This is a genomic window from Croceicoccus mobilis, assembly GCF_001661965.1.
Lineage (GTDB): Bacteria > Pseudomonadota > Alphaproteobacteria > Sphingomonadales > Sphingomonadaceae > Croceicoccus > Croceicoccus mobilis.
In genome coordinates this window covers 248456-267476 of the sequence record NZ_LYWZ01000020.1, presented here as the reverse complement: position 1 = coordinate 267476, position 19021 = coordinate 248456, and the positions used below count along the sequence as shown (strand labels likewise).

Here is a 19021-nt window from a genome sequence, read left to right as displayed (position 1 = left end):
GCCTAGTCTCCCCCCAGAAAAAAGGGAGAGACTGCCATGAAGAAGATCGTCTGCATCACCGCCATTGCCGCGTTCACCCTGACCGGCTGCTCACAGAACGAGGAGCCTGCCCCGGAACCCATGGAGACCGAGGTCGCCGAAGCGGAAACCGTCGCCACGGCACCCGACGGCGGGCCTGCATATGGAATGTTCGAGGTCACTTCCGCCGACGGCGCGACTGTCATCATGCAGGACATTCGCGAAGACGGCACCGTCACGAACACGATCGAAGGTACCGAACCGACCGAAGGGACATGGACAACCGATGGTGATGGCAATTTCTGCCTGACCATGGCGGGTGAAACCGAAACAACATGCTATGCCGACACGGTTACCGATGGCGTGTGGACAGCCACCAATATCGCGGATGAAACCGATAGCTGGACCGTGGTACGCATGGCGGATGAAGAAGCCGAAGCTGCCCCAGCGACATGACCTGACGACCCTGCGCATATCCACTGCCGCGGCGCTTCTCGCGCTGGCCCTCACCGCCTGCTCGGTGGACGAGAAGCCTGCCGAGGAGTCCGCGGCGGAGCGGGAGGCACCTGAATTTCCCGCTGCAGATGGCGGGCCGCAGGCCGGCCGGTTCGAGATCAGCTCTCCGACCCGCGATGTCGTGATCGTGCAGGAGGTGCGCAAGGACGGGACCTATAGCAGCAGCCTGGACGGTCAGGTCACCGAAACAGGCACATGGACCGCCCCGTCACGCGGGTTGTTCTGTACCGAATCGAACGGCAACAAGAGCTGCGATGAAGAAAGCATCGCGCCCGACGGCACTTGGCAATCGGTGAACGTCGAGGATGCAGGCAATCGCTGGATCATCCGCCGCCTGCCTGATGCGCAATCCGAATAGAGCTTACCAGACCGGCTGGTTCACCGCGCCCGAAACTGCCTCTGCCAGCATGTCGAGAGAGCTTTCGACATCGGGCGCGACCAGCAACTGGCGGCGGCGATCAACGCTCATGAAACCCTCGGCCTGCACCGTGTCGCAGAATTGCGCAAAGCCCTGCCAATAGCCATGGATGTCGAGCAGGCAGAACGGCTTGGCGTGATAGCCCAGCGCATTCCAGGTCCACGCCTCCATCAATTCGTCCAGCGTGCCGATGCCGCCCGGCAGGCAGACGAACGCATCGGCCAGCTGCGTCATCTTCGCCTTGCGCTCATGCATGCCCGCGACCTGATGAAGTTCGGTGAGGCCGAGATGCGCGACTTCATGGGCCGACAGGGCATCGGGGATGACGCCATAGGCCTTCCCGCCCGCTTCCAGCACCGTGTCGGCGATGATGCCCATCAGCCCCAGCTTGCCACCACCATAGACGAGGTCGATGCCGCGTTTCGCCATGGCCTTGCCCAGCTCTACCGTGGCGGCGGCATAGACGGGGTTCTGCCCCATGCCCGATCCGCAATAGACGGCGAGGGATTTCAGTTCGGCCATGTGGTCACAGTTCCATTCGTTTCAGCGGACGCGCGCCCATATGGGCCAGCACCGCGGCGGCATTGCGCGCGCCGGTATCAAGACATTGGGTGACATCGCGGCCCGCGATCAGCGCGGCAAGGAAGCCGGCGGCGAACTGGTCGCCCGCGCCCGTGGTGTCGACGATTTTCTCTGGCTTTACCGCCGGTCGGGCGATCAGTTCCCCATCCTGCACGGCAACCGCGCCGCCTGCACCGCAGGTCACGACCGGCAACGGCACCTTTTCGCCCAGCGCCCGGACCGCCATGTGGAAGTCGTCGATGCCGGTCATCAACTTGGCTTCGTATTCATTGGCGAAGAGCACATCGACGCCGCCATCGGAAACGAGCTTCATGATGGAATCGCGCCGCCCCGGAAGGGCAATCGAATCCGAAAGCGTAAAGGCGATCCGCCGCCCCTCGCCCCGTGCCAGCTCGATCGCGCGGCGCATGGCGGCGCGCGGCGTATCGGGGCCCCAGAGATACCCTTCGAGGAAAAGCGTGTCGCAGCCGCGGATCGCCTCTTCATCCAGCGCGTCCGCCGTCAGGCAATGGCTGGCGGCAGGCGAAGTCTGCATCGTGCGTTCGCCATCGGGCGTGACCAGGATGAAGCAACGCCCCGTCGGCGCGTCCCCGTGCGGCGGCGTGTCGAACACGATGTCGAGATCGGCCATGTGCTTCTTGAAAAGCTCGCCCAGACGGTCATTGCCGGTCAGCCCGATAAAGCGGCAACGCGCGCCCAGTGCGGCAGCGCCCGCGAGGCTGTTCGCCGCCGAACCGCCGGGCACTTCCTCAACCGTGCCGCTGCCATGCATGGCCGCGGCCAGATCCTCGGCCTCCTGATCGGCAAGCAGGCGCATCGTGCCCTTGAGCACGCCGCAATCGACGAGGAAATCCTCGTCCCGCTGGGCCAGCACATCGACGATGGCATCGCCCAGCGCCACGATTTGCGCTTGGTCACTGGTCATGAAGGATAATTTCGCAGCTGCATCATTAATGGTTTCGGGCGTTACCGGTGGGTGGCTGTCCGGTCAATCGCTATCGACGAAGCGGGTGCACGGTCACTGATCGACAAAATCGATTACATCAATCATCCAAAAACGGGAAACCCGATTTGTTTCGGTGCGTTTCATACCCATATCAGACACGAAATTAACACCCGGAGGAACCGCAATGGGCGACAATGCAAAGAAAGCGCTGATCGATGGACTGAATGGCCTTCTGGCCGACCACCTCGCGCTGTACATGAAGACCAAGAATTTCCACTGGCACGTCAAGGGCCGCGACTTCCGCGACCTGCACCTGCTGTTCGACGAACAGGCCGGAGAGATCTTCGGCAATGTCGACCTGATCGCGGAACGCGTGCGCAAGATCGAAGGCAAGACGCTGACCTCGATCGGTTCGATCATGGAAAAGACCAAGGTCGCCGACCAGAATTCGACCGATCTGGAAGCCATGGACATGGTCAGCCAGCTGCGTGACGACAACGCGACCATGGTCAAGACGCTGAAGGAAGTAAAAGACCTGGCCGAGAAGGCAGGCGACAATGCGACCGACGGGTTGATCGACGACTGGACCGACCAGGCAGAGGAACGCACCTGGTTCCTCAGCTCGATCCTCGGCTGATCGCTGAAACGACCTGAAACAATGGGGCTGGCGTCAGAGCGTACCGCTCGCCGTCAGCCCCATTGTCGTCTGGCCCGCGCCATTGGGCCGCGCGACAAAACCCATGCCTTCCAATGGTTCGGCCATTTCGGGCGGCAATCCCGCTACCGACATCACCGCGCGCCAGCTCCCGTCGGGCTTGATGGAAAGATCGACCCGCTCGTTCCCGCTCGGCCCTGTCATCGGCACGACTAGCGCGCCGTTTTCACAGCGCGCTTCGCCTGCCAGCACGGTTTCGGCGGGCATGAACGCGCCCATTGCCGGAACGGCCAGCCCCAGCGTGCCAGAAGCCGCCACGCATTGCCCATCTGCGATGCTGGCAGAAAAATCCTGCATCGTCAGCGCCCTGACCGGAAGCGGGGCGAACATGCCCGCAAGCGCAAGCTCACCCGTCGCATTCTCGATGCCTGTTGTGCCAAGGGTGCTGCTGACACGTGCCCTGAACGGTGCGCGGTTCATGGAATCGGGCCGCTCAATCGCGAATTTCGCTTGTCCGACGAGCAACGGCAGCGGCATCAGATCCACTTCCATCAGCCCCATCGATAGCGGCCCGATCTGCATCTCACCGACAAGCCCGTCCCATGCAACGCCCTCCACCGCCTGCGCGCTTAAAGTCCGGCCATTGCCCGCCAATCCCAGCACCAGCCGAAGCGGCAGCATCGCCAAAAGCGCCGCAAGCGTGGCAAGTGCGATCGCAGCCCATGTCCGGCGGTTGAGCCGCCCGTCGCGAATGAATATCCAGCGCCCTATCATGGCGTCGCCCGCGTCAAAGTCGCATTCAGGGAAACCGATCCATCCGCCGATGGGGTGATCGTCACCTGCTCGGCATTGATGCCCTGTTTCCCAAGTGCGTCCAGCAGCGCCAGCGCCGCGCCGGGCGCGGAAGTCGGCACGCTGATCTGGGTTGCGTCATTACCGCGCGCTTCATTCGCCTGCAGCACCAACCCCTGCGCATCGGCAGCGGCGGCGACCATTTGCGCCACGGGTCCACTGCCAGCAACAGGTGCGTCCGGCGCATCCGCCAGCGCTTCAAGCCGCGCCATGACGCGGCCCGAAGCCTCAACCGCTTCACGGTGGTGAACATGCGCATCGTCGTGCAAAGCACCCAGTGGCAGCACGATGCCATAAATCCCGATCACGATCGCGGCGAGCACGCCTGCGATCCCGACCAGCCAGCGTTCGCGCCCGGTCAATCCGGCGAACCAGTCGCGCACGGGTTCCAGCAGCCCGCTCATGGCGCGCGCACCGTGATATCGGCCACCGTTGCGCCGGTCGCGTCGGGCGCGATGGATGGCGGCACGGTGATGACCCAGCCATCGGCCTGCAGCGCGATCAGCATGGCGTTCAGATCCTCCGTCCGTGGTGCGGCGGCGCGAATGGCCAATGTGCCGTCACGCTGCCAGCTCAGCGACCTGAGCTGCACCGATGGATGCGGCTGCATTGCGGCGAACACCGCTGGCGTCACCGCATCGAAACTCGCGCCCCCCGCTCCGCGCCGCAGCAGTTCGGCATTGATCTGGCTTTCGGCGCTGGCCAGATCGGTAACGGCGGGAAACCGTTCGCGCGCAGCGGCAAGGGCCGCTTCTTCCTGCGCATTGGCATCCCATTCCAGCTTCACCGTTTCCACGGCAAGGATCAGGAAACCCAGCAGCGCCAGCACCGCCGCCATGCGAGCCAGCTGTGCCCAATCGGGCAGGCGGAAAAACGAAACGCGCGGCGGGGCATAAACACCTTGCCGCAGGTCGAGCGGCGGGTCGGCCCAGGCCGTGAACAAGGCATCGGCCAGCGCATCGGCACCCGCCTCTCGCCGCCGTGCGTCGCCAGACAGCGCCGCGATCATGTCAGGCTCTCCGGCGAAAGCCGCTTGCGCACTGCGCGCCAGAACCTGCGAACCCAGCGTGCCTGACAACAATTCGCCATCTGGTGGTTCCGGCAGCGCCATGGCAGCAGGAATGACAGCCTGCGGATCAAGCCCCGCAGCGGCCAGTTCGGCCAACCACACATCCATGTCCGACTTCGCCACGGTGCAGCTTGCGATGGTGTCGCCATCGGCCAGCAAGGCGGCGGCGACATGGGTTTCTTCCGTGGCGCCCGCCCCCTTTGGCGCCAGTCGCGCCGCCGCGATCGCCTGCGGCCCGGACATGTCGCCACGCGGCGAAAAGCGAACAGGCGCAAGCACCGAAGGGACCATAGCGACCACGCGGCCCGCATCGCCCCATGCCGCATCATCGCCGGGGGTAAAGCCATGTTCCGAATGCAGGCCATCTGCACCAACGCGCCACCAGCGCCAGTCATCGCGCGGATGTTCGCCAAGCAGCACGATCACGCCACCCACATCGGGGGCGGATGCATCGCGCTCAGGCAGGGGCTGGGTGAAACGGGCCATCGGTCAGCTAGCTCAGTCAGTGATGTCCGCGTTCTCGCCCTCTCCGCCCGGCTGGCCATCGGCCCCAAGCGAATAGATCTCGAACGGTTTGCCGCCTTCGCCCGGCACCCGGTACTGATAGGCGCGGCCCCACGGGTCATTGGGCAGTTCCTTGATATAGCCGCCCGAACGATAGTTCTGCGGCATCATCAGGTTGGCAGGCGGCGTGACCAGCGCATTGAGGCCATCCGACGCGCTTGGGTAAGTCGCCGTGTCGAGCCGGTACATCTCCATCGCCTGCCCCAGCGTCGCGATATCGGCCTCCGCCTTCACGCGCATCGCCTTGTCCTGGCTGGGCAGCACGTTGATGATGACGATGCTGGCAAGCAGGCCGATGATGAACAGCACCACCATCAGCTCGACAAGGCTGAAGCCGTTCTTGCGTCGACGTTTGCGGGTTTCGGGGTCGGTCTGTTTCTGGTGGTCGGTCATGATCTCAAAGTCCGGTCAGTTCCTGCAATTGCAGGATGGGAAGCAGAATGGCGAGGATGATCGTCGCGACCACCGCGCCCATGAGGATGATGATGGCAGGCTCCAGCAGGGCCATGGCCGCAGCGGTGAAGCTGGCGAATTCGCGTTCCAGATATTCGCCCGCGCGCTCCAGCATGGGACCAAGCTGTCCCGCCGCCTCACCGCTGGAGGCAAGATAGACGAGGAGCGGCGGGAATGTCCCGGCCTCGCGCATGGCGGTGGAAAGCGAGGTGCCCGCGCGCACCTTTTCCGTGATCTGCTCCAGCGCCTGGCGCTGCACCGAATTATGCACGGTGCGGCTGGCAAGGCGCAGCCCGTCGACCAGCGGCAGGCGCGCCGCGATCATCGAGGAAAGCGTGCGGGCAAGCGCGGCGGCATGCATGTCGCGAATGAGCTTACCGACGAAAGGCGTTTTCAGCATCAGCGCGTCAAAGCGATATTTGAAACCGGGGTTCTTCAGCGCGCGCAGGAAAGCCAGGATGGCCAGCGCGATCACCAGCCCCAGCGCCCACCACCACGCCGAAAGAAAATCCGAAAGCACGATCACGATCCGCGTCAGCAGCGGCAATTGCCGCGAGGCATTGTCGAACTGTTCGACCACGCGCGGCACGACAGAGACCATCAGCCCCGTCACCACCGCAACCGCCACCAGCGACAGGATGATCGGATAGGCGAGCGCGGCGATGATCTTGCCGCGGACCTCGGCGCTTTTCTCAAGACTGTCGGCAAGCCGTTCGGCGATGCTGGGCAGGCTGCCCGAATTCTCGCCCGCCGCGATCATCGCGCGATAGACGGGGGGAAAGCTCGCTTCCTCGCGCCGCAGCGCATCGGCGAGAGGCAGGCCTTCGACGATGCCGGCGTGGACATTGGTCAGGATCGCGCGCGCCTTTTCCTTTTCGGTCTGGCGGCTGATCGTGCGCAACGCTTCTTCCAGCGGACTTACCATCATCAGCGAGGACAGCTGCCGTGTAAAAAGCGCCAATTGCTTGGGGCGCAGCTTGCGTTTGAAACTGGGGAGATGGATGCCGCCCTTGGCCGCAGGCAAGGCCGCGCCCAGCTTTTCATCGACGCTCAGCACATGCCAGCGCCGTTTCGCCAATTGCTCGCGCGCGGCGGGGACGCTGGCGGCATCCACCGCACCGCGCCTTTCGCGCCCCTGCGGATCGACCGCGAGATAGGCATAGCGCGCCATCAGGCGCCCTCGTCCTCGCGCCGGGCGACACGTGCCGCTTCGGCGGCAGAGGTCACGCCTTCCAGCACCAGCCGTTTCGCCGCGCGGGCAAGCCGCGTGCCGCGGCGCTTGCCTTCGGCGGTCTTGCCGAACGCATAGTCCGCAATCCGCTCTTCATCCGCGCTTTCGTGGATCATGCGGCGGATCGTCTCGTCGATGCGAACCGCCTCATACACGCCGATGCGCCCTGAATAGCCAGTTTCGCCGCATTGCTCGCAGCCGACCGGTTCGTATACCGCCCTGCCCGGCTTGATGCCAAGAATCGCGCCAAGCGCCGGGTCGATCCCGCCCTCGCGCTTGCAATGCGGGCACAGCCGGCGGACGAGCCGCTGCGCGACCACGCCGCGCAAAGTGCTGGCCAGCAGGAAAGGTTCGACCCCCATGTCGCGCATGCGGGTGATCGCGCCAATGCTGTCATTGGTGTGCACGGTCGAAAGCACGAGGTGGCCCGTCAGCGATGCCTGCACCGCGATATCGGCGGTTTCCTTGTCGCGAATTTCGCCGACCATCACCACGTCGGGATCCTGCCGCAGAATGGCCCGCAGACCGGCCGCGAAATCGAGACCGACCTTCGCATTCACCTGCGTTTGCCCCACCCCGTCCACAGCGTATTCCACAGGGTCTTCCACAGTCAGGATATTGCGCTGTCCATCGTTCAGGCTGCGCAGCCCCGCATAAAGCGTGGTCGTCTTGCCCGAACCGGTCGGCCCGGTGACCAGCACGATGCCATTGGGCTCTTTCAAAGCGCGATCAAGCACCTCACCCGCCCGATCGTCGAGACCAAGGTCCTTCAGGGTCAGCCCCGCGTTCTCCTTGTCGAGCAGGCGCAGCACCACGCGTTCGCCCGCGCGGTTCGGCAGGGTGGAGACACGCACGTCGACCAGCTTCCCGCCTAGCGAGAGGCCGATGCGCCCGTCCTGCGGCACGCGGCGTTCGGCGATATCAAGGCGAGCCATGACCTTGATGCGGCTGACCAGCACCGGAGCGACATGCGGGGGCATGCGCAATTTCTCGATCAGCACGCCATCCTCGCGGAAGCGCACGACGAGGGCCTGTTCGTAAGGCTCGATATGAATGTCGGACGCGCCTTCGCGCAGCCCTTGCGCGATCAGCCCGTTGATCAGCCGGATCGCAGGCGCATCATCGGCGCTGTCGAGCAAATCCTCGGCGGTGGGCAGGCCCATCATGTCGGTATCGGCGCTGGCTTCGAAGCCCATGCTGTCAGCCGCCAGCGATCCGGCATCGCCATAGGTGTCGGCCAGCAAAGCCTCGAACCGCTGCGGCTCCACCTTTTCGACCGTAAAGGGCCGGCCAAACCGACGACGCAGGTCAAGCAGGACCAGCGGATCGGCGCTGCTGCGCATCGTCAGGCGCAGGCCATCGGGATCATCGGCGACGATCACGCCATGATCGCGCGCCTCGGCATAGGAAAGCGCGGGCGATACACGCGGCATCTCGGCAGGCACGGCCCCGGCAAGGGTCACGTCCTCGCCCAGCGGCACATCTTCGTGATCGCGCGAAGCCACCGTCTGCGCCCCTTTACTGCGCCGCGCTCGACGGCGGAATTTCCTGCACGACGGGCTGCGAATCCACCGCGCGCGGGCGGATCACGACGTCGCCTTCACTGCGCGGCATCGCGGGCGGCACCGCGCCCAGATAATCGACGATCAGCGCATCGATGCCCGGTTCGCGCTTCGGATCGAATTCGCGCTGCGCGTCACGAATCACGCCATAGCGGCGTGCGGTGACTTCCTGCCGGTCGGCGGCAGTGCGCAGGATGGTCGGGCGGATGAAGACCATCAGGTTCGTCTTCACATGGCTCCTGCCGCGCGATTTGAACAATTCGCCCAGCAGCGGAATATCGCCAAGCAGCGGCACTTTCTGGATCGTCCGCCGCTCATTATCGTCAAGCAGACCGCCCAGCACCAGGATCTCGCCATTGCCGACAGTGACAGTGGTGCTGATTTCGCGCTTGTTGACGATCAGTTCGGATGAATCGCTCGAAACCGGCCCGGCGATGGAGGAGACCTCCTGCCGCAGGTTCAGCTTCACCTCGTCGCCCGCATTGATCTGCGGGGTTACGTCCAGCTCGATACCCACGTTCTGGCGCTGGATCGTGCGGAAGGCATTGTCGAAATTATCGGACAGCGCCTCACCCGTCGAAACAGGGATCTCCTGCCCGAACAGGATCGAGGCCTCGACATTGTCGTTGGTCGTGATGTGCGGGGTGGACAGGATATTGGAATCCGTATCTTCCTGCACCGCGTTCAGCAGCACGCCCAGATAGTTGTTGCCGCCGAACTTCGTGCCATAGCCGGTATACCCGCCACGCGCGCCCAACGCCGCCGTCGCCGCGTTTTCACGCAGCATGTCGGATACGGTGCTATTGGTGCTGGTGGTGATGGTGTCACCGCTGATGACCGTGGTGGTCTGATCGAATTCATCGGCAAGGATGCCGCCTGCCAGGTCGATGATATTGGGCGCAACGTTTGAGAAATTGGTGACCGCGAAGGGCACGTCCTCACCCGCCAGCAGGACCTGCAGACCCAGTTCGCGTGCGACCGAATCCGAAATCTCGACGATGATCGCCTCGACCAGCACCTGATCCTGCCGAACGTCCAGCTGGCGCACCAGTTCGCCCAGCTGGCGCTGCACGTTTACAGGGGCGGAGATGATGACCGCGTTAGCGCCGGGATAGCGGGTTATGACAGCCGTGCCGCGCCCGCCCGACAATTCGATAGTGCCGCCGCCAAGATTGGTGTTCTGCTGCGCCGCGCTGGTCCCCGACGATGCCGCGACCTGCCCGCCCATCGTCGATCCGCCCTGCGCGCCGGTGCTGCCCGAACTGCCGCTCATGCTCGACAATCCGCTGGTGCGGGTGGAGCCGGTGGTGGTGGGCGTGTAATTGCCCGTTCCGCCCATGATCTTTTCCAGCGTCGCGACCATGGCGCTGGCATCGGCGTAATCGAGCCAGATCACCTTGATCTCGCTTCCCTGCGCGGCGCGGCTGTCCAGTTCGCGGGCCATCGCGGCCAGCCGTTCCAGCGTCGCCTTTTCCCCGCGCAGCAGCAGTGAATTGGAACTGTCGACCGCCACCACGCTGGCCAGCGTGCCATTGCCGTTCTGCCCCTGCGGGATCAGCTCGGTCAGCGCGGTCGCGATTTCGCGCGCGCCGGCGTGGTCCAGCGCGATCATCTGGGTCGAGCTATTGTCGGTGTCGATCTGGGTCAGCAAAGCGCGGATGCGGCGCAGATTATCGGCATAATCGACGATCACCAGCGAATTGCCCGCGCGATTGGCGGTGATCGAACCTTCCGGGCTGACCAGCGGCTTCAGCGTATTGACCGCATCCTCCGCCGCGACGGCGCCCAGACGCACGACATCGGTCACCATCTGGTTTCCCGGCACGCCCTGGCTGCCCACCCGCGTCGGCTGCGAAGCGGCATTGCTGGCGGGCTGGATACGAAATGCCCCGTCAGAGGTCGGCACCGCGACAAGGCCGTTGGCGCGCAGGGTCGAAAGAAACACCTCGAAATATTCGCTGCGGGTCAGCGGGCGATCGGTGACGACGCTGATCTTCTGGTTCACCCGGCCATCGACGATGAAGGTCCGACCGGTCACCTGCGCCGCATCGGCGACAAAGGTGCGCACATCGGCATCGCGCATGTTGAGCACATATTGCGCGTGGGCCGGGACCGAGCTGGCGCAGATCGCGACGGCGGAAACAAGGGCGGCACTGGCCGAACGGGAATCAAAACGCATCATGGCGCCACCTGGAACTGGACTGGAACATCCCGGCCATCGCGCCTCACCGTCAGTGAGACTTGCCTGCCGGGAACAAGAGCGCGAACGAGGCTGCCTGCCTCACCCGCCGAAGTAATGGGTTTGCCGCCGATCGCGGTCACGATGTCGCCGGCCTGCAGCCCCGCGGCATCGAAGGCCGAGCCATTGCCGTTGGGATAGACCGACAGCCCCGCAAAGCTCGCGCCCTTCATCTCGGGCTGCACCGACACGCCGCCGCGCAGGGCGGAGGCGGACACGGCATTGGGGTCGATGACATCGCTGGAAGGGGGCTGCGGCATGCGGCTTGGCCCGGTTGCCGCCTGCGCCACCGGCGCGGGCTTCGACTGGTCGAGATAAAGAAGTTCGCGCGCACCCGAACGGCTGATCACCACGTGATCGAACGCGATCCCCGCCAAGGTGGCGTCCGGCGTGACCTCATCGCCGATGCGGAAGATCTTCTGCTCTCCGTCATTGTCGGCAATGATCGCGGTGCCGCTGCCCGTCGCCGCGTTATAGCGCAGGCCGTACAGCGTAAGGGGCAGATCGGTCACGCGTTCGGGCCCTGCGGCCAGTTCGGGCCGGGGCTGCATGCGGTTGAAGGGGTCAAAGCTGCCCATCAGCGCACTGCGCGCAGCAGGTGACATGACATTGACGCTGGCCGGCCGCCACTGCCCCAGCGGCGACACCGGGGTGACGACCATCCAGAACAGCGCCACACCCGCGATGACGATCCCGGCGGCCAGCAACCACCAGATCACATCGTGCAATGTCGGCGCCCGCAAAGGCAGGCCCCCAGATCTAGTGCGAACGAATCGCAAGATTTTTCTTCCCACCCGTCAATTGTGACTGCCTAGCACTATGGGCCAGCCCGCCGCGACACAAGCGCCAGCGCGCCAATGCCCACCACGCATCTGCGCGCTCCCGCGACTCGATCCTTTACGGGGAGCAGCCCTTCTGCTGTTTGAACAGCTGCCAATGTCGCAGCTTTTTGACAAATTCATGTCAAACACGGCGCAGATTGCGACAGGCGGCGTGGATCATGCAAGCTTGCGGCTCGCCAAACGGGAATCACACGGCTAAAGCGCGCGCCATGGCCATGGCAGACATTGTTCCAACATCTGAAAGAACGCCCCTGCGGATTGCCCTTTTCAGCGGCAATTACAACTACGTGCGCGATGGCGCCAATCAGGCGCTCAACCGGCTTGTCGGCTATCTGCTGAGCCAGGGCTGCGACGTGCGGGTCTATGCGCCCAAGGTGGAAAACCCCGCGTTTGAGGCAACCGGAGAGCTGGTCGGCGTACCGGCGCTGCCTATTCCGGGCCGCAGCGAATATCGCGTGCCGATGGCCCTGTCGCCGCGCGTGCGCCGCGATCTGGGCCGGTTTGCGCCGCATGTCGTCCATGTTTCCAGCCCCGATGTGGTCGCGCATCGCGCGGTCAGCTGGGCGCGATCGCGCAATATTCCGGTGCTGGCTTCGGTGCACACGCGTTTCGAAACCTATCCGCAATATTACGGCATGGGCTTTCTGGAGGCGCCGCTACTGGCCGGGCTGAAGCGGTTCTACAATCGCTGCGACGCGCTGGTCGCGCCATCCGATTCGATGGTCACCCTGCTGAAAGAGCAGGGCATGAATGAAAATGTCTCGCTGTGGACGCGCGGCGTCGACCGGGAGATTTTCTCACCCGTAGCGCGTGACATGGCGTGGCGCCGATCACTGGGTATTGCCGACGATGAACAAGTCATCGGCTTTCTGGGCCGGCTGGTTATGGAAAAGGGCCTCGACGTTTTTTCCGCCGCCTGCGCCGAACTGGACAAGCGCGGGGTAAAGCACCGCGTTCTGGTCATCGGCGAAGGGCCTGCGCGCGGCTGGTTTACCGAGCGCTTGTCGAACGCGGTCTTTGTCGGCCACCAGATGGGCAAGGATCTGGGCCGCGCGGTCGCGTCGATGGACATGCTGTTCAACCCGTCGGTCACCGAAACCTTCGGCAACGTCACGCTGGAGGCGATGGCATGTGCGCTGCCCGTGGTCGCCGCCGTCGCGACCGGCAGCCAGAGCCTTGTCGCCGATGGCGTGTCCGGAAAGCTGGTGGAACCTGGCGACATCGACGGGTTCGCCGATGCACTATCCGCCTATTGCACCGACCCCGCCCTTGCCAGCACGCATGGCGCCGCCGGAGAGGCACGCGCCAGCGAATATGGCTGGGACGAGGTAAATTCCGCGGTGTTGTCGGCCTATTGCCAGCTTCTCGCCCCGCAGGGCTAGATCAGGCGATCCAGCCGCGGGCCATGGCCCGGCGCGAATACCAGATCAATGCGATCAGGATCGCCCAGACGACCCCGGTCATCACCCAATTCACTAGCCCTGTCAGGCTTTCCGGCGCAGGCTGGAACAAGGACACGAGCGTGGTGATCACCAACCCGAGCAGCGACACGATAAAAGCGGCAAGCGCCCAGCGCGAACGCAAGAGAAGCAGCAGCGAACCTGCTACGGAACCCCAGACACCCAATGCCCAGAAAGCAATCTGCCACATTGGCAGCCTGGTGAAATACATCCGCTCTTCAGGCGAAAAATTGGAAAGGTAGGCGGCATTTTCCGCTTGGGTCATCGCGTATTGGAACGCCCCGAGCGAATTCCACACCAAGCTCAAGCCCGCGATAATCCAAAAGCTTGCCGGCACTTTTGCTGCCTTGCTCGCCATAAGGTCTGTCTCCCCGTCAGTTTTTCCCGTGCCATTGCTACACCGCATGGACGGCATTGCAAAGGCACGGTCGGCAACAGGAAAGGCGGCTCGTCGCGCCCTAGAGTCGCTCGATCCTGCCAGCGGCCTCGTCAAGGATCGCCGCGATCTCTTTCGCGGTATCGTCGGCAAACCCCTCCTGCATGGCCCGGTTGCGAACGGCAGTCAGGAGATTGCCCACCGCGCGGCGGATCGGCGGGCTTTCGCGAGGTTCATCCGCGCCCATCTGCTTCAGCCGCGCGATCACCGATTCGGCGATCGTCCGGCCCCGTTCCAGTTCGGCCTTGCCGGCGTCGGTCAGGGTAAAGGGCTTGCGGCTGTCGACGCTCGGGGCTTCGGCGATCAGCCCCTCGTCCGTCAGCAGGCTGAGCTGCGGATAGACCGCGCCCGGACTGGGTGCATATTGGCCGCCCGTCAGTTCCTCGATCGCCTTGATCAGCTCATAGCCGTGACGACCCCGCTCTTCGATCAGCGCAAGCAGCACGAGCCGCAATTCGCCCTGGCGGAACATCCGGCGCCCGCGCGGGCCGCGACCTTCGCCGCGTCCGCGGCCATGGCCCCGTCCTTCGCCGCCCCTGCCTCGGCCGCCCCGGCCCCGGTCGCCACGGCCACGGGGACCGGCGCCTAATTCATCACCCCATGGGCCGCGACCGATCGGGCCGCCAAATGGGCCTTCTCCCCACGGCCCCATCCGGGCACCGGCATCAGCGGGACCATTGCGCAACATGCGCTCCATCCGCCCTTCACGTTCGCAGCCGCCGCGACGATGGCGTTTCCGGCCACGGCCTTCGCCTTCGGTGCGGCCCATGCGGAAACCCTTACGCCCCCGCCCGCCTCTCATGTTCTCATCGAATAGCACTTTTATCGTAACTCCTGTTTTCGATAGAACTAAGATATATCGTATTTGAGTTTCCGCAAGACGCGGTGGGAAATTTTCGCCGCACCGCCTATCTAGCCCGGCATGGACGACCTGTTTGCCAGCGACAGCCCTGCCGGGACCGCTACCGAAGCCATGCCCGACGATAGCCCGCTGGCAGATCGCCTGCGCCCCGCATCGCTGGCGGATGTCATCGGGCAGGAGCATCTGACCGGCCCCGAGGGCGCGATCGGGCGCATGGTGGCGGCGGGCCGGCTGACATCCATGATTCTGTGGGGCCCTCCCGGCACCGGCAAGACCAGCATCGCGCGCCTTCTCGCCGATAGCGTGGGCATGCGATTCGCCGCCGTCAGCGCGGTATTTTCCGGCGTCGCCGATTTGAAAAAGGCTTTCGCCGAGGCCGATACCATGCAGAAAGCAGGCAAACGCACCCTGCTCTTCGTGGACGAGATTCACCGCTTCAACCGCGCGCAGCAGGATGGCTTCCTGCCCTTTGTCGAACGCGGGACCGTCACATTGGTCGGCGCCACGACCGAAAATCCCAGCTTCGCCCTCAACGCCGCGCTGCTGTCCCGCGCACAGGTGCTGATCCTGCACCGCCTCGATGCCGAGGCGCTTGCAAAGCTGCTGGACCGTGCCGAAGAGCTGACCGGCAGGCCCCTGCCCCTGACCGAAGACGCACGCGCCGCGCTGGTGGCCAGCGCCGATGGCGACGGGCGCTTCCTCCTCAATCAGGCGGAGACGCTGTATGCCGCGAAGATCGACGCGCCATTGGATCCCGCCGCGCTGGGGCAATTCCTGCAGCGCCGCGTCGCCGTTTACGACAAGGACCGCGACGGACATTACAACCTCATCAGCGCGCTGCATAAGTCGCTGCGCGGCTCCGATCCGCAGGCCGCGCTCTATTACCTTGCCCGCATGCTGACGGCAGGCGAAGACCCGCTCTATGTCCTTCGCCGCCTCGTGCGCTTTGCATCGGAAGACATTGGCCTCGCCGATCCGCAGGCGCTGGTGCAGTGCCTTGCCGCGAAGGACAGCTATGAATTCCTTGGCAGCCCGGAAGGCGAACTCGCCATCGTGCAGGCCTGCCTCTATCTCGCCACCGCGCCCAAATCGAACGCGGCGTATAAAGCGTTCAAGGCATCGTTCAAAAGCGCGCGGGAAACCGGCAGCCTGATGCCGCCTTCCAACATCCTCAACGCACCCACGAAGCTGATGAAGGACATCGGCTATGGCAAGGATTACGCCTATGACCATGATGCCGAAGGCGGGTTTTCGGGCGCGAACTACTGGCCCGAAGGGATGGCGGCGCAGGATTACTATCAGCCCGTCCCGCGCGGTTTCGAACGGCAGGTGATCGAACGCATGGAATGGTGGGCGAAAAAGCGCGCCGAAAGACAGGGCTGATGCCCCGCTTCCGCCATTTCCTCGCCGTTGACTGGTCGGGCGCGGCGACCGAGCGCCCCGGCGGTATCGCCATGGCGCTGGCCCATGCCGGTGGCGGCGCGCCGGTGCTGGTCGATGCCGGACGGGGATGGTCCCGCGAGGATGTATTGGCCTTGCTGCGCGAGGATTTGCCTGACGATACGCTGGTCGGGCTCGACCTTGGCATATCGCTACCCTTCGCCGATTGCGGCGCGTTCTTTCCCGGCTGGGCCGACAGCCCGCCCGATGCCCAAAGCCTGTGGGCGCTGATCGACGATATCTGCGCGGGCGATCCGCATCTCTCGGCCACGAGCTTCGTCGACCACCCCGAGCTATCCGCCTATTTCCGCCGCCACAACGGTCGCGAAGGCGCGCTGTTTCACGCGCCCGGCGCCGCTCACCGCCGTGGTCGTTTCCGCGTGACCGAAGAACGGCAGCAATTGCTCGGCTGCAAGCCCTATTCCAATTTCAACCTTGTCGGGGCGGCGCAGGTGGGAAAATCGAGCCTGACCGGGATGCGCGTTCTGCACCGGCTGGATGGGCGCATCCCCGTCTGGCCGATCGACCGGCTGCCTGCCACCGGCAGCGCCATAGTAGAAATCTACACGACCATCCCCGCCGTTGCCGCAGGTCGCCGCGCGGGCACGTCGAAGATCCGCAGTCATGAGGAACTGGCGCAGGCGCTGTCCGCGCTGGGTTCCGCCGCCCCCACGGGCAGTGGCAGCATCGACGACCACAGCGCCGATGCCCTGCTCTCTGCCGCATGGATGCGGATCGCCGCAGGTGACGAAACCCTGTGGAAGCCCGAAAAAATCGAACATGTCGCGCAAACGGAGGGCTGGACCTTCGGCGCGCCTTGAAGCAAAGAGCGCCAATCGCAAGGCGATTTCCCGCCTGACATGTGCCGGCTTAGCTCAGTTGGTAGAGCACCTGATTTGTAATCAGGGGGCCACGGGTTCGAATCCTGTAGCCGGCACCAATTTTTCAAAAGCTTAGATGCCAATAATGTCGACGGCATTGAATTTGGGTCCCAATGGGGAAACAGATCCGGCGTATCCGACTGATAGGAACGTTGGGATTGCGCCCTAATGCCGGACTTTCGGACCTAGTTTCCTAACCTCAAAGAGCCGACGTTAGCCCAAAGAAGAAATCACGCTGTGGATTTTAGCGAAGTGGGAAACAGCCACCTTCTCGGACATGTTTTTTAGGGCGTGTGACGTGACCCCAGCTTTCCTCCAGCTGGGATTAGAGCCGGGCGGTTGTTTTGCGCATGAGCGCTTATCCAGTTTGGCGGCGAATGCCGCCGGGGTTGCGTAGTCGAGGGAGGAGTGCGGCCTCTCCCGGTTATAGTCTTCGACCCAAGCGGCGATCTCGACTCGTGCATGTGCCATGCTGAGGAACAGGGTCTCGTTGAGAAGCTCGTCGCGCATGCGGCCGTTGAAGCTCTCGACATAGCCATTCTGCATCGGCCTTCCCGGAGCGATGTAATGCCACTCAATGCCGATCTCGCCGCACCAGGCCAGCACGGCGTTGCTGGTGAGCTCAGTCTCATTATCGCTGACGATCATGCCGGGCTTGCCCCGCTGGGCAATCAGCCGGGTCAACTCGCGTACGACACGGTGCCCCGAGATCGAGGTGTCCGGCAGTGCGGCCAAGCACTCCCTCGTCACGCCATCGACCACGTTGAGGATCCGGAACCGTCTGCCCGAGGCTATCTGATCATGGACGAAGTCGAGGCTCCAGCGCTGGTTCGGCAGAGCCAGAACCGTAGCAGGTGCTCTTGTGCCAACAGCACGCCTGCGGCCCCGTCGTCGCCTGACCGCCAAGCCTTCCTCGCGATAAAGCCGCTGGGTCTTCTTCCGGTTGATCATGATCCCCTCGCGGCGCAGCAGGATATGCAAACGCCGATAGCCGAACCGGCGACGCTGGTTGGCCAGTTGGCGCAGCTTCTCGCGCAGACCGGCATCATCGTCCCGGGTCGAACGGTAACGCATGCTCTTGCGATTGGCATCGATGACACGGCACGCCCGCCGTTCGCTCATCCCGCGACATAGCTGGAGATGAGCGACAGCTTCCCGCTTGGCGGCGGGCGTCACAACTTTTTTGCCAGAAGATCCTTCAAGGCAGCCTGGTCCAGCATCGCATCGGCCAGAAGCCGCTTGAGCTTCGCGTTCTCGGCCTCGAGTGTCCGCAGGATCCGCAGGATCCGCTGACAGTAGCTTCAACTGGGCGCAAATACCTTGGCGTCGAAGACCGTCTCAATCAGACTCCCCTTACCGCTGCGTGCCGCCGCGAGAACTGCGAGATCGATGATCGGCTCAATCACGATGATACTCGCATACACTGCTGCAAAGGAAGCAAGGGACTGGAGGCTGCCAACGGATACGCCTTCTCCGTAAAGGACCCAGAAAGCGACCCAGCCTACGATCCCGGCCTGATATGTGGCTGAGAGGCGCAAGACCTGGCTGTAGGTCAAATCCACATAAGCGGTCTCGATGGGAACAATTCTCTGCGCGAGTGCATCGACTGCGAAGAGCGGAAGGAGCAACGTGGTCAGATTCATGCCGAATTGCGGCAGATCCGCGGGCGCGAAGAGTATCCCTTGCAACAGCAGGCCCACCCCAAGGCCGATGGCCGCCGGTGCCACACCCAAAGTCAGCAACAGGGTGGATCCCAGGATCAAATGCACTTCGGAAACGCCGACGGGCGGATGCGGAAGGAACTGGAAAATCGCGATCACGATCATGGTTGCTACCAGACTGCGCATCGCGATAGTTGCGAGAGCATCGCGGTGCCGGTCATTACGGAATGCCCGTCCAGTCTTGAAGACAGCCGCCGCCGCGGTGACCAATCCAAGTATCGCCTTTGCCCCTACGACCACGCCCGGTTCGATATGCATTTGCTTTTCCCTTCAG

At 63.9% G+C, this 19021-nt stretch carries 19 protein-coding genes, 1 tRNA gene and 1 pseudogene; 7 read left to right on the top strand and 14 right to left on the bottom strand.

From position 1 onward, the window contains the following. Positions 1–36: 36 nt before the first annotated feature. Both A9D13_RS06480 and A9D13_RS06475 read left to right on the top strand, forming a co-directional pair. Entirely contained in the window at positions 37–474 is a 438-nt protein-coding gene (locus tag A9D13_RS06480) for a hypothetical protein (RefSeq protein ID WP_066771673.1), read from the top strand. After that, the gene (locus A9D13_RS06475) at positions 443–892 is read left to right on the top strand and encodes a hypothetical protein (RefSeq protein ID WP_066771671.1); all 450 of its coding nucleotides are present in this window, start codon (positions 443–445) and stop codon (positions 890–892) included. Before A9D13_RS06480 ends, A9D13_RS06475 begins: the two co-directional genes overlap by 32 nt. Before the next feature lie 3 nt (positions 893–895). On the opposite strand, the gene A9D13_RS06470 is transcribed toward A9D13_RS06475, so the two are convergent. Both A9D13_RS06470 and A9D13_RS06465 read right to left on the bottom strand, forming a co-directional pair. Next, on the bottom strand, positions 896–1474 hold the full coding sequence (locus tag A9D13_RS06470; protein WP_066771669.1) for an LOG family protein: 579 nt from the start codon (positions 1472–1474) through the stop codon (positions 896–898). 4 nt (positions 1475–1478) lie between these two features. Further along, complete coding sequence (locus tag A9D13_RS06465; RefSeq protein WP_066771666.1) at positions 1479–2459, bottom strand: adenosine kinase; 981 nt, start codon at positions 2457–2459, stop codon at positions 1479–1481. A 205-nt stretch (positions 2460–2664) separates the two neighbouring features. Between A9D13_RS06465 and A9D13_RS06460 the strand changes: the two genes are divergently transcribed. Beyond that, on the top strand, positions 2665–3117 hold the full coding sequence (locus tag A9D13_RS06460; RefSeq protein WP_066771664.1) for a Dps family protein: 453 nt from the start codon (positions 2665–2667) through the stop codon (positions 3115–3117). A 33-nt stretch (positions 3118–3150) separates the two neighbouring features. Here the strand turns inward: A9D13_RS06460 and gspN are convergent, their stop codons facing one another. The 8 genes from gspN to A9D13_RS06420 form a co-directional block, all read right to left on the bottom strand. Beyond that, a complete protein-coding gene (gene gspN / locus A9D13_RS06455) occupies positions 3151–3909 on the bottom strand; it encodes a type II secretion system protein N (protein ID WP_066771662.1) in 759 nt (252 codons plus the stop codon). Further along, positions 3906–4391, bottom strand: a complete 486-nt coding sequence (gene gspM, locus A9D13_RS06450) for a type II secretion system protein GspM (protein ID WP_082922175.1) — start codon at positions 4389–4391, stop codon at positions 3906–3908. The genes gspN and gspM overlap by 4 nt, the downstream gene beginning before the upstream one ends. After that, a complete protein-coding gene (gene gspL / locus A9D13_RS06445) occupies positions 4388–5542 on the bottom strand; it encodes a type II secretion system protein GspL (protein WP_066771660.1) in 1155 nt (384 codons plus the stop codon). The genes gspM and gspL overlap by 4 nt, the downstream gene beginning before the upstream one ends. Before the next feature lie 12 nt (positions 5543–5554). Further along, on the bottom strand, positions 5555–6013 hold the full coding sequence (gene gspG, locus A9D13_RS06440; RefSeq protein WP_066771659.1) for a type II secretion system major pseudopilin GspG: 459 nt from the start codon (positions 6011–6013) through the stop codon (positions 5555–5557). Positions 6014–6017: 4 nt separating this feature from the next. Then, complete coding sequence (gene gspF / locus A9D13_RS06435) at positions 6018–7244, bottom strand: type II secretion system inner membrane protein GspF (protein WP_066771658.1); 1227 nt, start codon at positions 7242–7244, stop codon at positions 6018–6020. Beyond that, complete coding sequence (locus A9D13_RS06430) at positions 7244–8737, bottom strand: GspE/PulE family protein (protein ID WP_066771888.1); 1494 nt, start codon at positions 8735–8737, stop codon at positions 7244–7246. The genes gspF and A9D13_RS06430 overlap by 1 nt, the downstream gene beginning before the upstream one ends. 85 nt (positions 8738–8822) lie before the next feature. Further along, complete coding sequence (gene gspD, locus A9D13_RS06425) at positions 8823–11045, bottom strand: type II secretion system secretin GspD (RefSeq protein WP_066771890.1); 2223 nt, start codon at positions 11043–11045, stop codon at positions 8823–8825. Beyond that, positions 11045–11824, bottom strand: a complete 780-nt coding sequence (locus A9D13_RS06420) for a type II secretion system protein N (protein WP_229665411.1) — start codon at positions 11822–11824, stop codon at positions 11045–11047. Before A9D13_RS06420 ends, gspD begins: the two co-directional genes overlap by 1 nt. A gap of 338 nt (positions 11825–12162) precedes the next feature. On the opposite strand from A9D13_RS06420, the gene A9D13_RS06415 reads away from it, so the two are divergent. Then, positions 12163–13329: a glycosyltransferase family 4 protein gene (locus A9D13_RS06415; RefSeq protein WP_066771886.1), complete on the top strand. Its 1167-nt coding sequence runs from the start codon at positions 12163–12165 to the stop codon at positions 13327–13329. A gap of 1 nt (position 13330) precedes the next feature. Here A9D13_RS06415 and A9D13_RS06410 read toward each other — a convergent pair whose 3' ends face one another. Together A9D13_RS06410 and A9D13_RS06405 are read right to left on the bottom strand one after the other, a co-directional pair. After that, complete coding sequence (locus tag A9D13_RS06410; protein WP_066771656.1) at positions 13331–13765, bottom strand: hypothetical protein; 435 nt, start codon at positions 13763–13765, stop codon at positions 13331–13333. Positions 13766–13865: 100 nt separating this feature from the next. Beyond that, entirely contained in the window at positions 13866–14315 is a 450-nt protein-coding gene (locus A9D13_RS06405; protein ID WP_229665400.1) for a PadR family transcriptional regulator, read from the bottom strand. 450 nt (positions 14316–14765) lie between these two features. Here A9D13_RS06405 and A9D13_RS06400 point away from each other — a divergent pair, with 450 nt between their 5' ends. The 3 genes from A9D13_RS06400 to A9D13_RS06390 all read left to right on the top strand — a co-directional run bounded on the left by A9D13_RS06400 (position 14766) and on the right by A9D13_RS06390 (position 17085). After that, complete coding sequence (locus tag A9D13_RS06400; RefSeq protein WP_066771654.1) at positions 14766–16088, top strand: replication-associated recombination protein A; 1323 nt, start codon at positions 14766–14768, stop codon at positions 16086–16088. Next, positions 16088–16966 carry a hypothetical protein gene (locus tag A9D13_RS06395; protein ID WP_066771878.1) on the top strand — a complete coding sequence of 293 codons (879 nt, stop codon included), beginning with the start codon at positions 16088–16090 and terminating at the stop codon, positions 16964–16966. Before A9D13_RS06400 ends, A9D13_RS06395 begins: the two co-directional genes overlap by 1 nt. Before the next feature lie 43 nt (positions 16967–17009). Continuing rightward, positions 17010–17085 (top strand) — tRNA-Thr (locus A9D13_RS06390). A 154-nt stretch (positions 17086–17239) separates the two neighbouring features. On the opposite strand, the pseudogene A9D13_RS06385 reads toward A9D13_RS06390, so the two are convergent. Beyond that, positions 17240–18300 (bottom strand): annotated as a pseudogene (locus A9D13_RS06385) (IS3 family transposase); the annotation flags it as partial. A 27-nt stretch (positions 18301–18327) separates the two neighbouring features. After that, positions 18328–19005, bottom strand: coding sequence for an energy-coupling factor ABC transporter permease (locus A9D13_RS06380; RefSeq protein WP_066771646.1), 678 nt, complete (start codon positions 19003–19005; stop codon positions 18328–18330). Positions 19006–19021 lie beyond the last annotated feature (16 nt).

Coding starts and splice junctions, on each gene's coding strand:
- A9D13_RS06480 (WP_066771673.1), top strand. CDS start 37: ATGAAGAAGATCGTCTGCATCACCGCCATTGCCGCGTTCACCCTGACC.
- A9D13_RS06475 (WP_066771671.1), top strand. CDS start 443: ATGAAGAAGCCGAAGCTGCCCCAGCGACATGACCTGACGACCCTGCGC.
- A9D13_RS06470 (WP_066771669.1), bottom strand. CDS start 1,474: ATGGCCGAACTGAAATCCCTCGCCGTCTATTGCGGATCGGGCATGGGG.
- A9D13_RS06465 (WP_066771666.1), bottom strand. CDS start 2,459: ATGACCAGTGACCAAGCGCAAATCGTGGCGCTGGGCGATGCCATCGTC.
- A9D13_RS06460 (WP_066771664.1), top strand. CDS start 2,665: ATGGGCGACAATGCAAAGAAAGCGCTGATCGATGGACTGAATGGCCTT.
- gspN (WP_066771662.1), bottom strand. CDS start 3,909: ATGATAGGGCGCTGGATATTCATTCGCGACGGGCGGCTCAACCGCCGG.
- gspM (WP_082922175.1), bottom strand. CDS start 4,391: ATGAGCGGGCTGCTGGAACCCGTGCGCGACTGGTTCGCCGGATTGACC.
- gspL (WP_066771660.1), bottom strand. CDS start 5,542: ATGGCCCGTTTCACCCAGCCCCTGCCTGAGCGCGATGCATCCGCCCCC.
- gspG (WP_066771659.1), bottom strand. CDS start 6,013: ATGACCGACCACCAGAAACAGACCGACCCCGAAACCCGCAAACGTCGA.
- gspF (WP_066771658.1), bottom strand. CDS start 7,244: ATGGCGCGCTATGCCTATCTCGCGGTCGATCCGCAGGGGCGCGAAAGG.
- A9D13_RS06430 (WP_066771888.1), bottom strand. CDS start 8,737: ATGCCGCGTGTATCGCCCGCGCTTTCCTATGCCGAGGCGCGCGATCAT.
- gspD (WP_066771890.1), bottom strand. CDS start 11,045: ATGCGTTTTGATTCCCGTTCGGCCAGTGCCGCCCTTGTTTCCGCCGTC.
- A9D13_RS06415 (WP_066771886.1), top strand. CDS start 12,163: ATGGCAGACATTGTTCCAACATCTGAAAGAACGCCCCTGCGGATTGCC.
- A9D13_RS06410 (WP_066771656.1), bottom strand. CDS start 13,765: ATGGCGAGCAAGGCAGCAAAAGTGCCGGCAAGCTTTTGGATTATCGCG.
- A9D13_RS06405 (WP_229665400.1), bottom strand. CDS start 14,315: ATGTTCCGCCAGGGCGAATTGCGGCTCGTGCTGCTTGCGCTGATCGAA.
- A9D13_RS06400 (WP_066771654.1), top strand. CDS start 14,766: ATGGACGACCTGTTTGCCAGCGACAGCCCTGCCGGGACCGCTACCGAA.
- A9D13_RS06395 (WP_066771878.1), top strand. CDS start 16,088: ATGCCCCGCTTCCGCCATTTCCTCGCCGTTGACTGGTCGGGCGCGGCG.
- A9D13_RS06380 (WP_066771646.1), bottom strand. CDS start 19,005: ATGCATATCGAACCGGGCGTGGTCGTAGGGGCAAAGGCGATACTTGGA.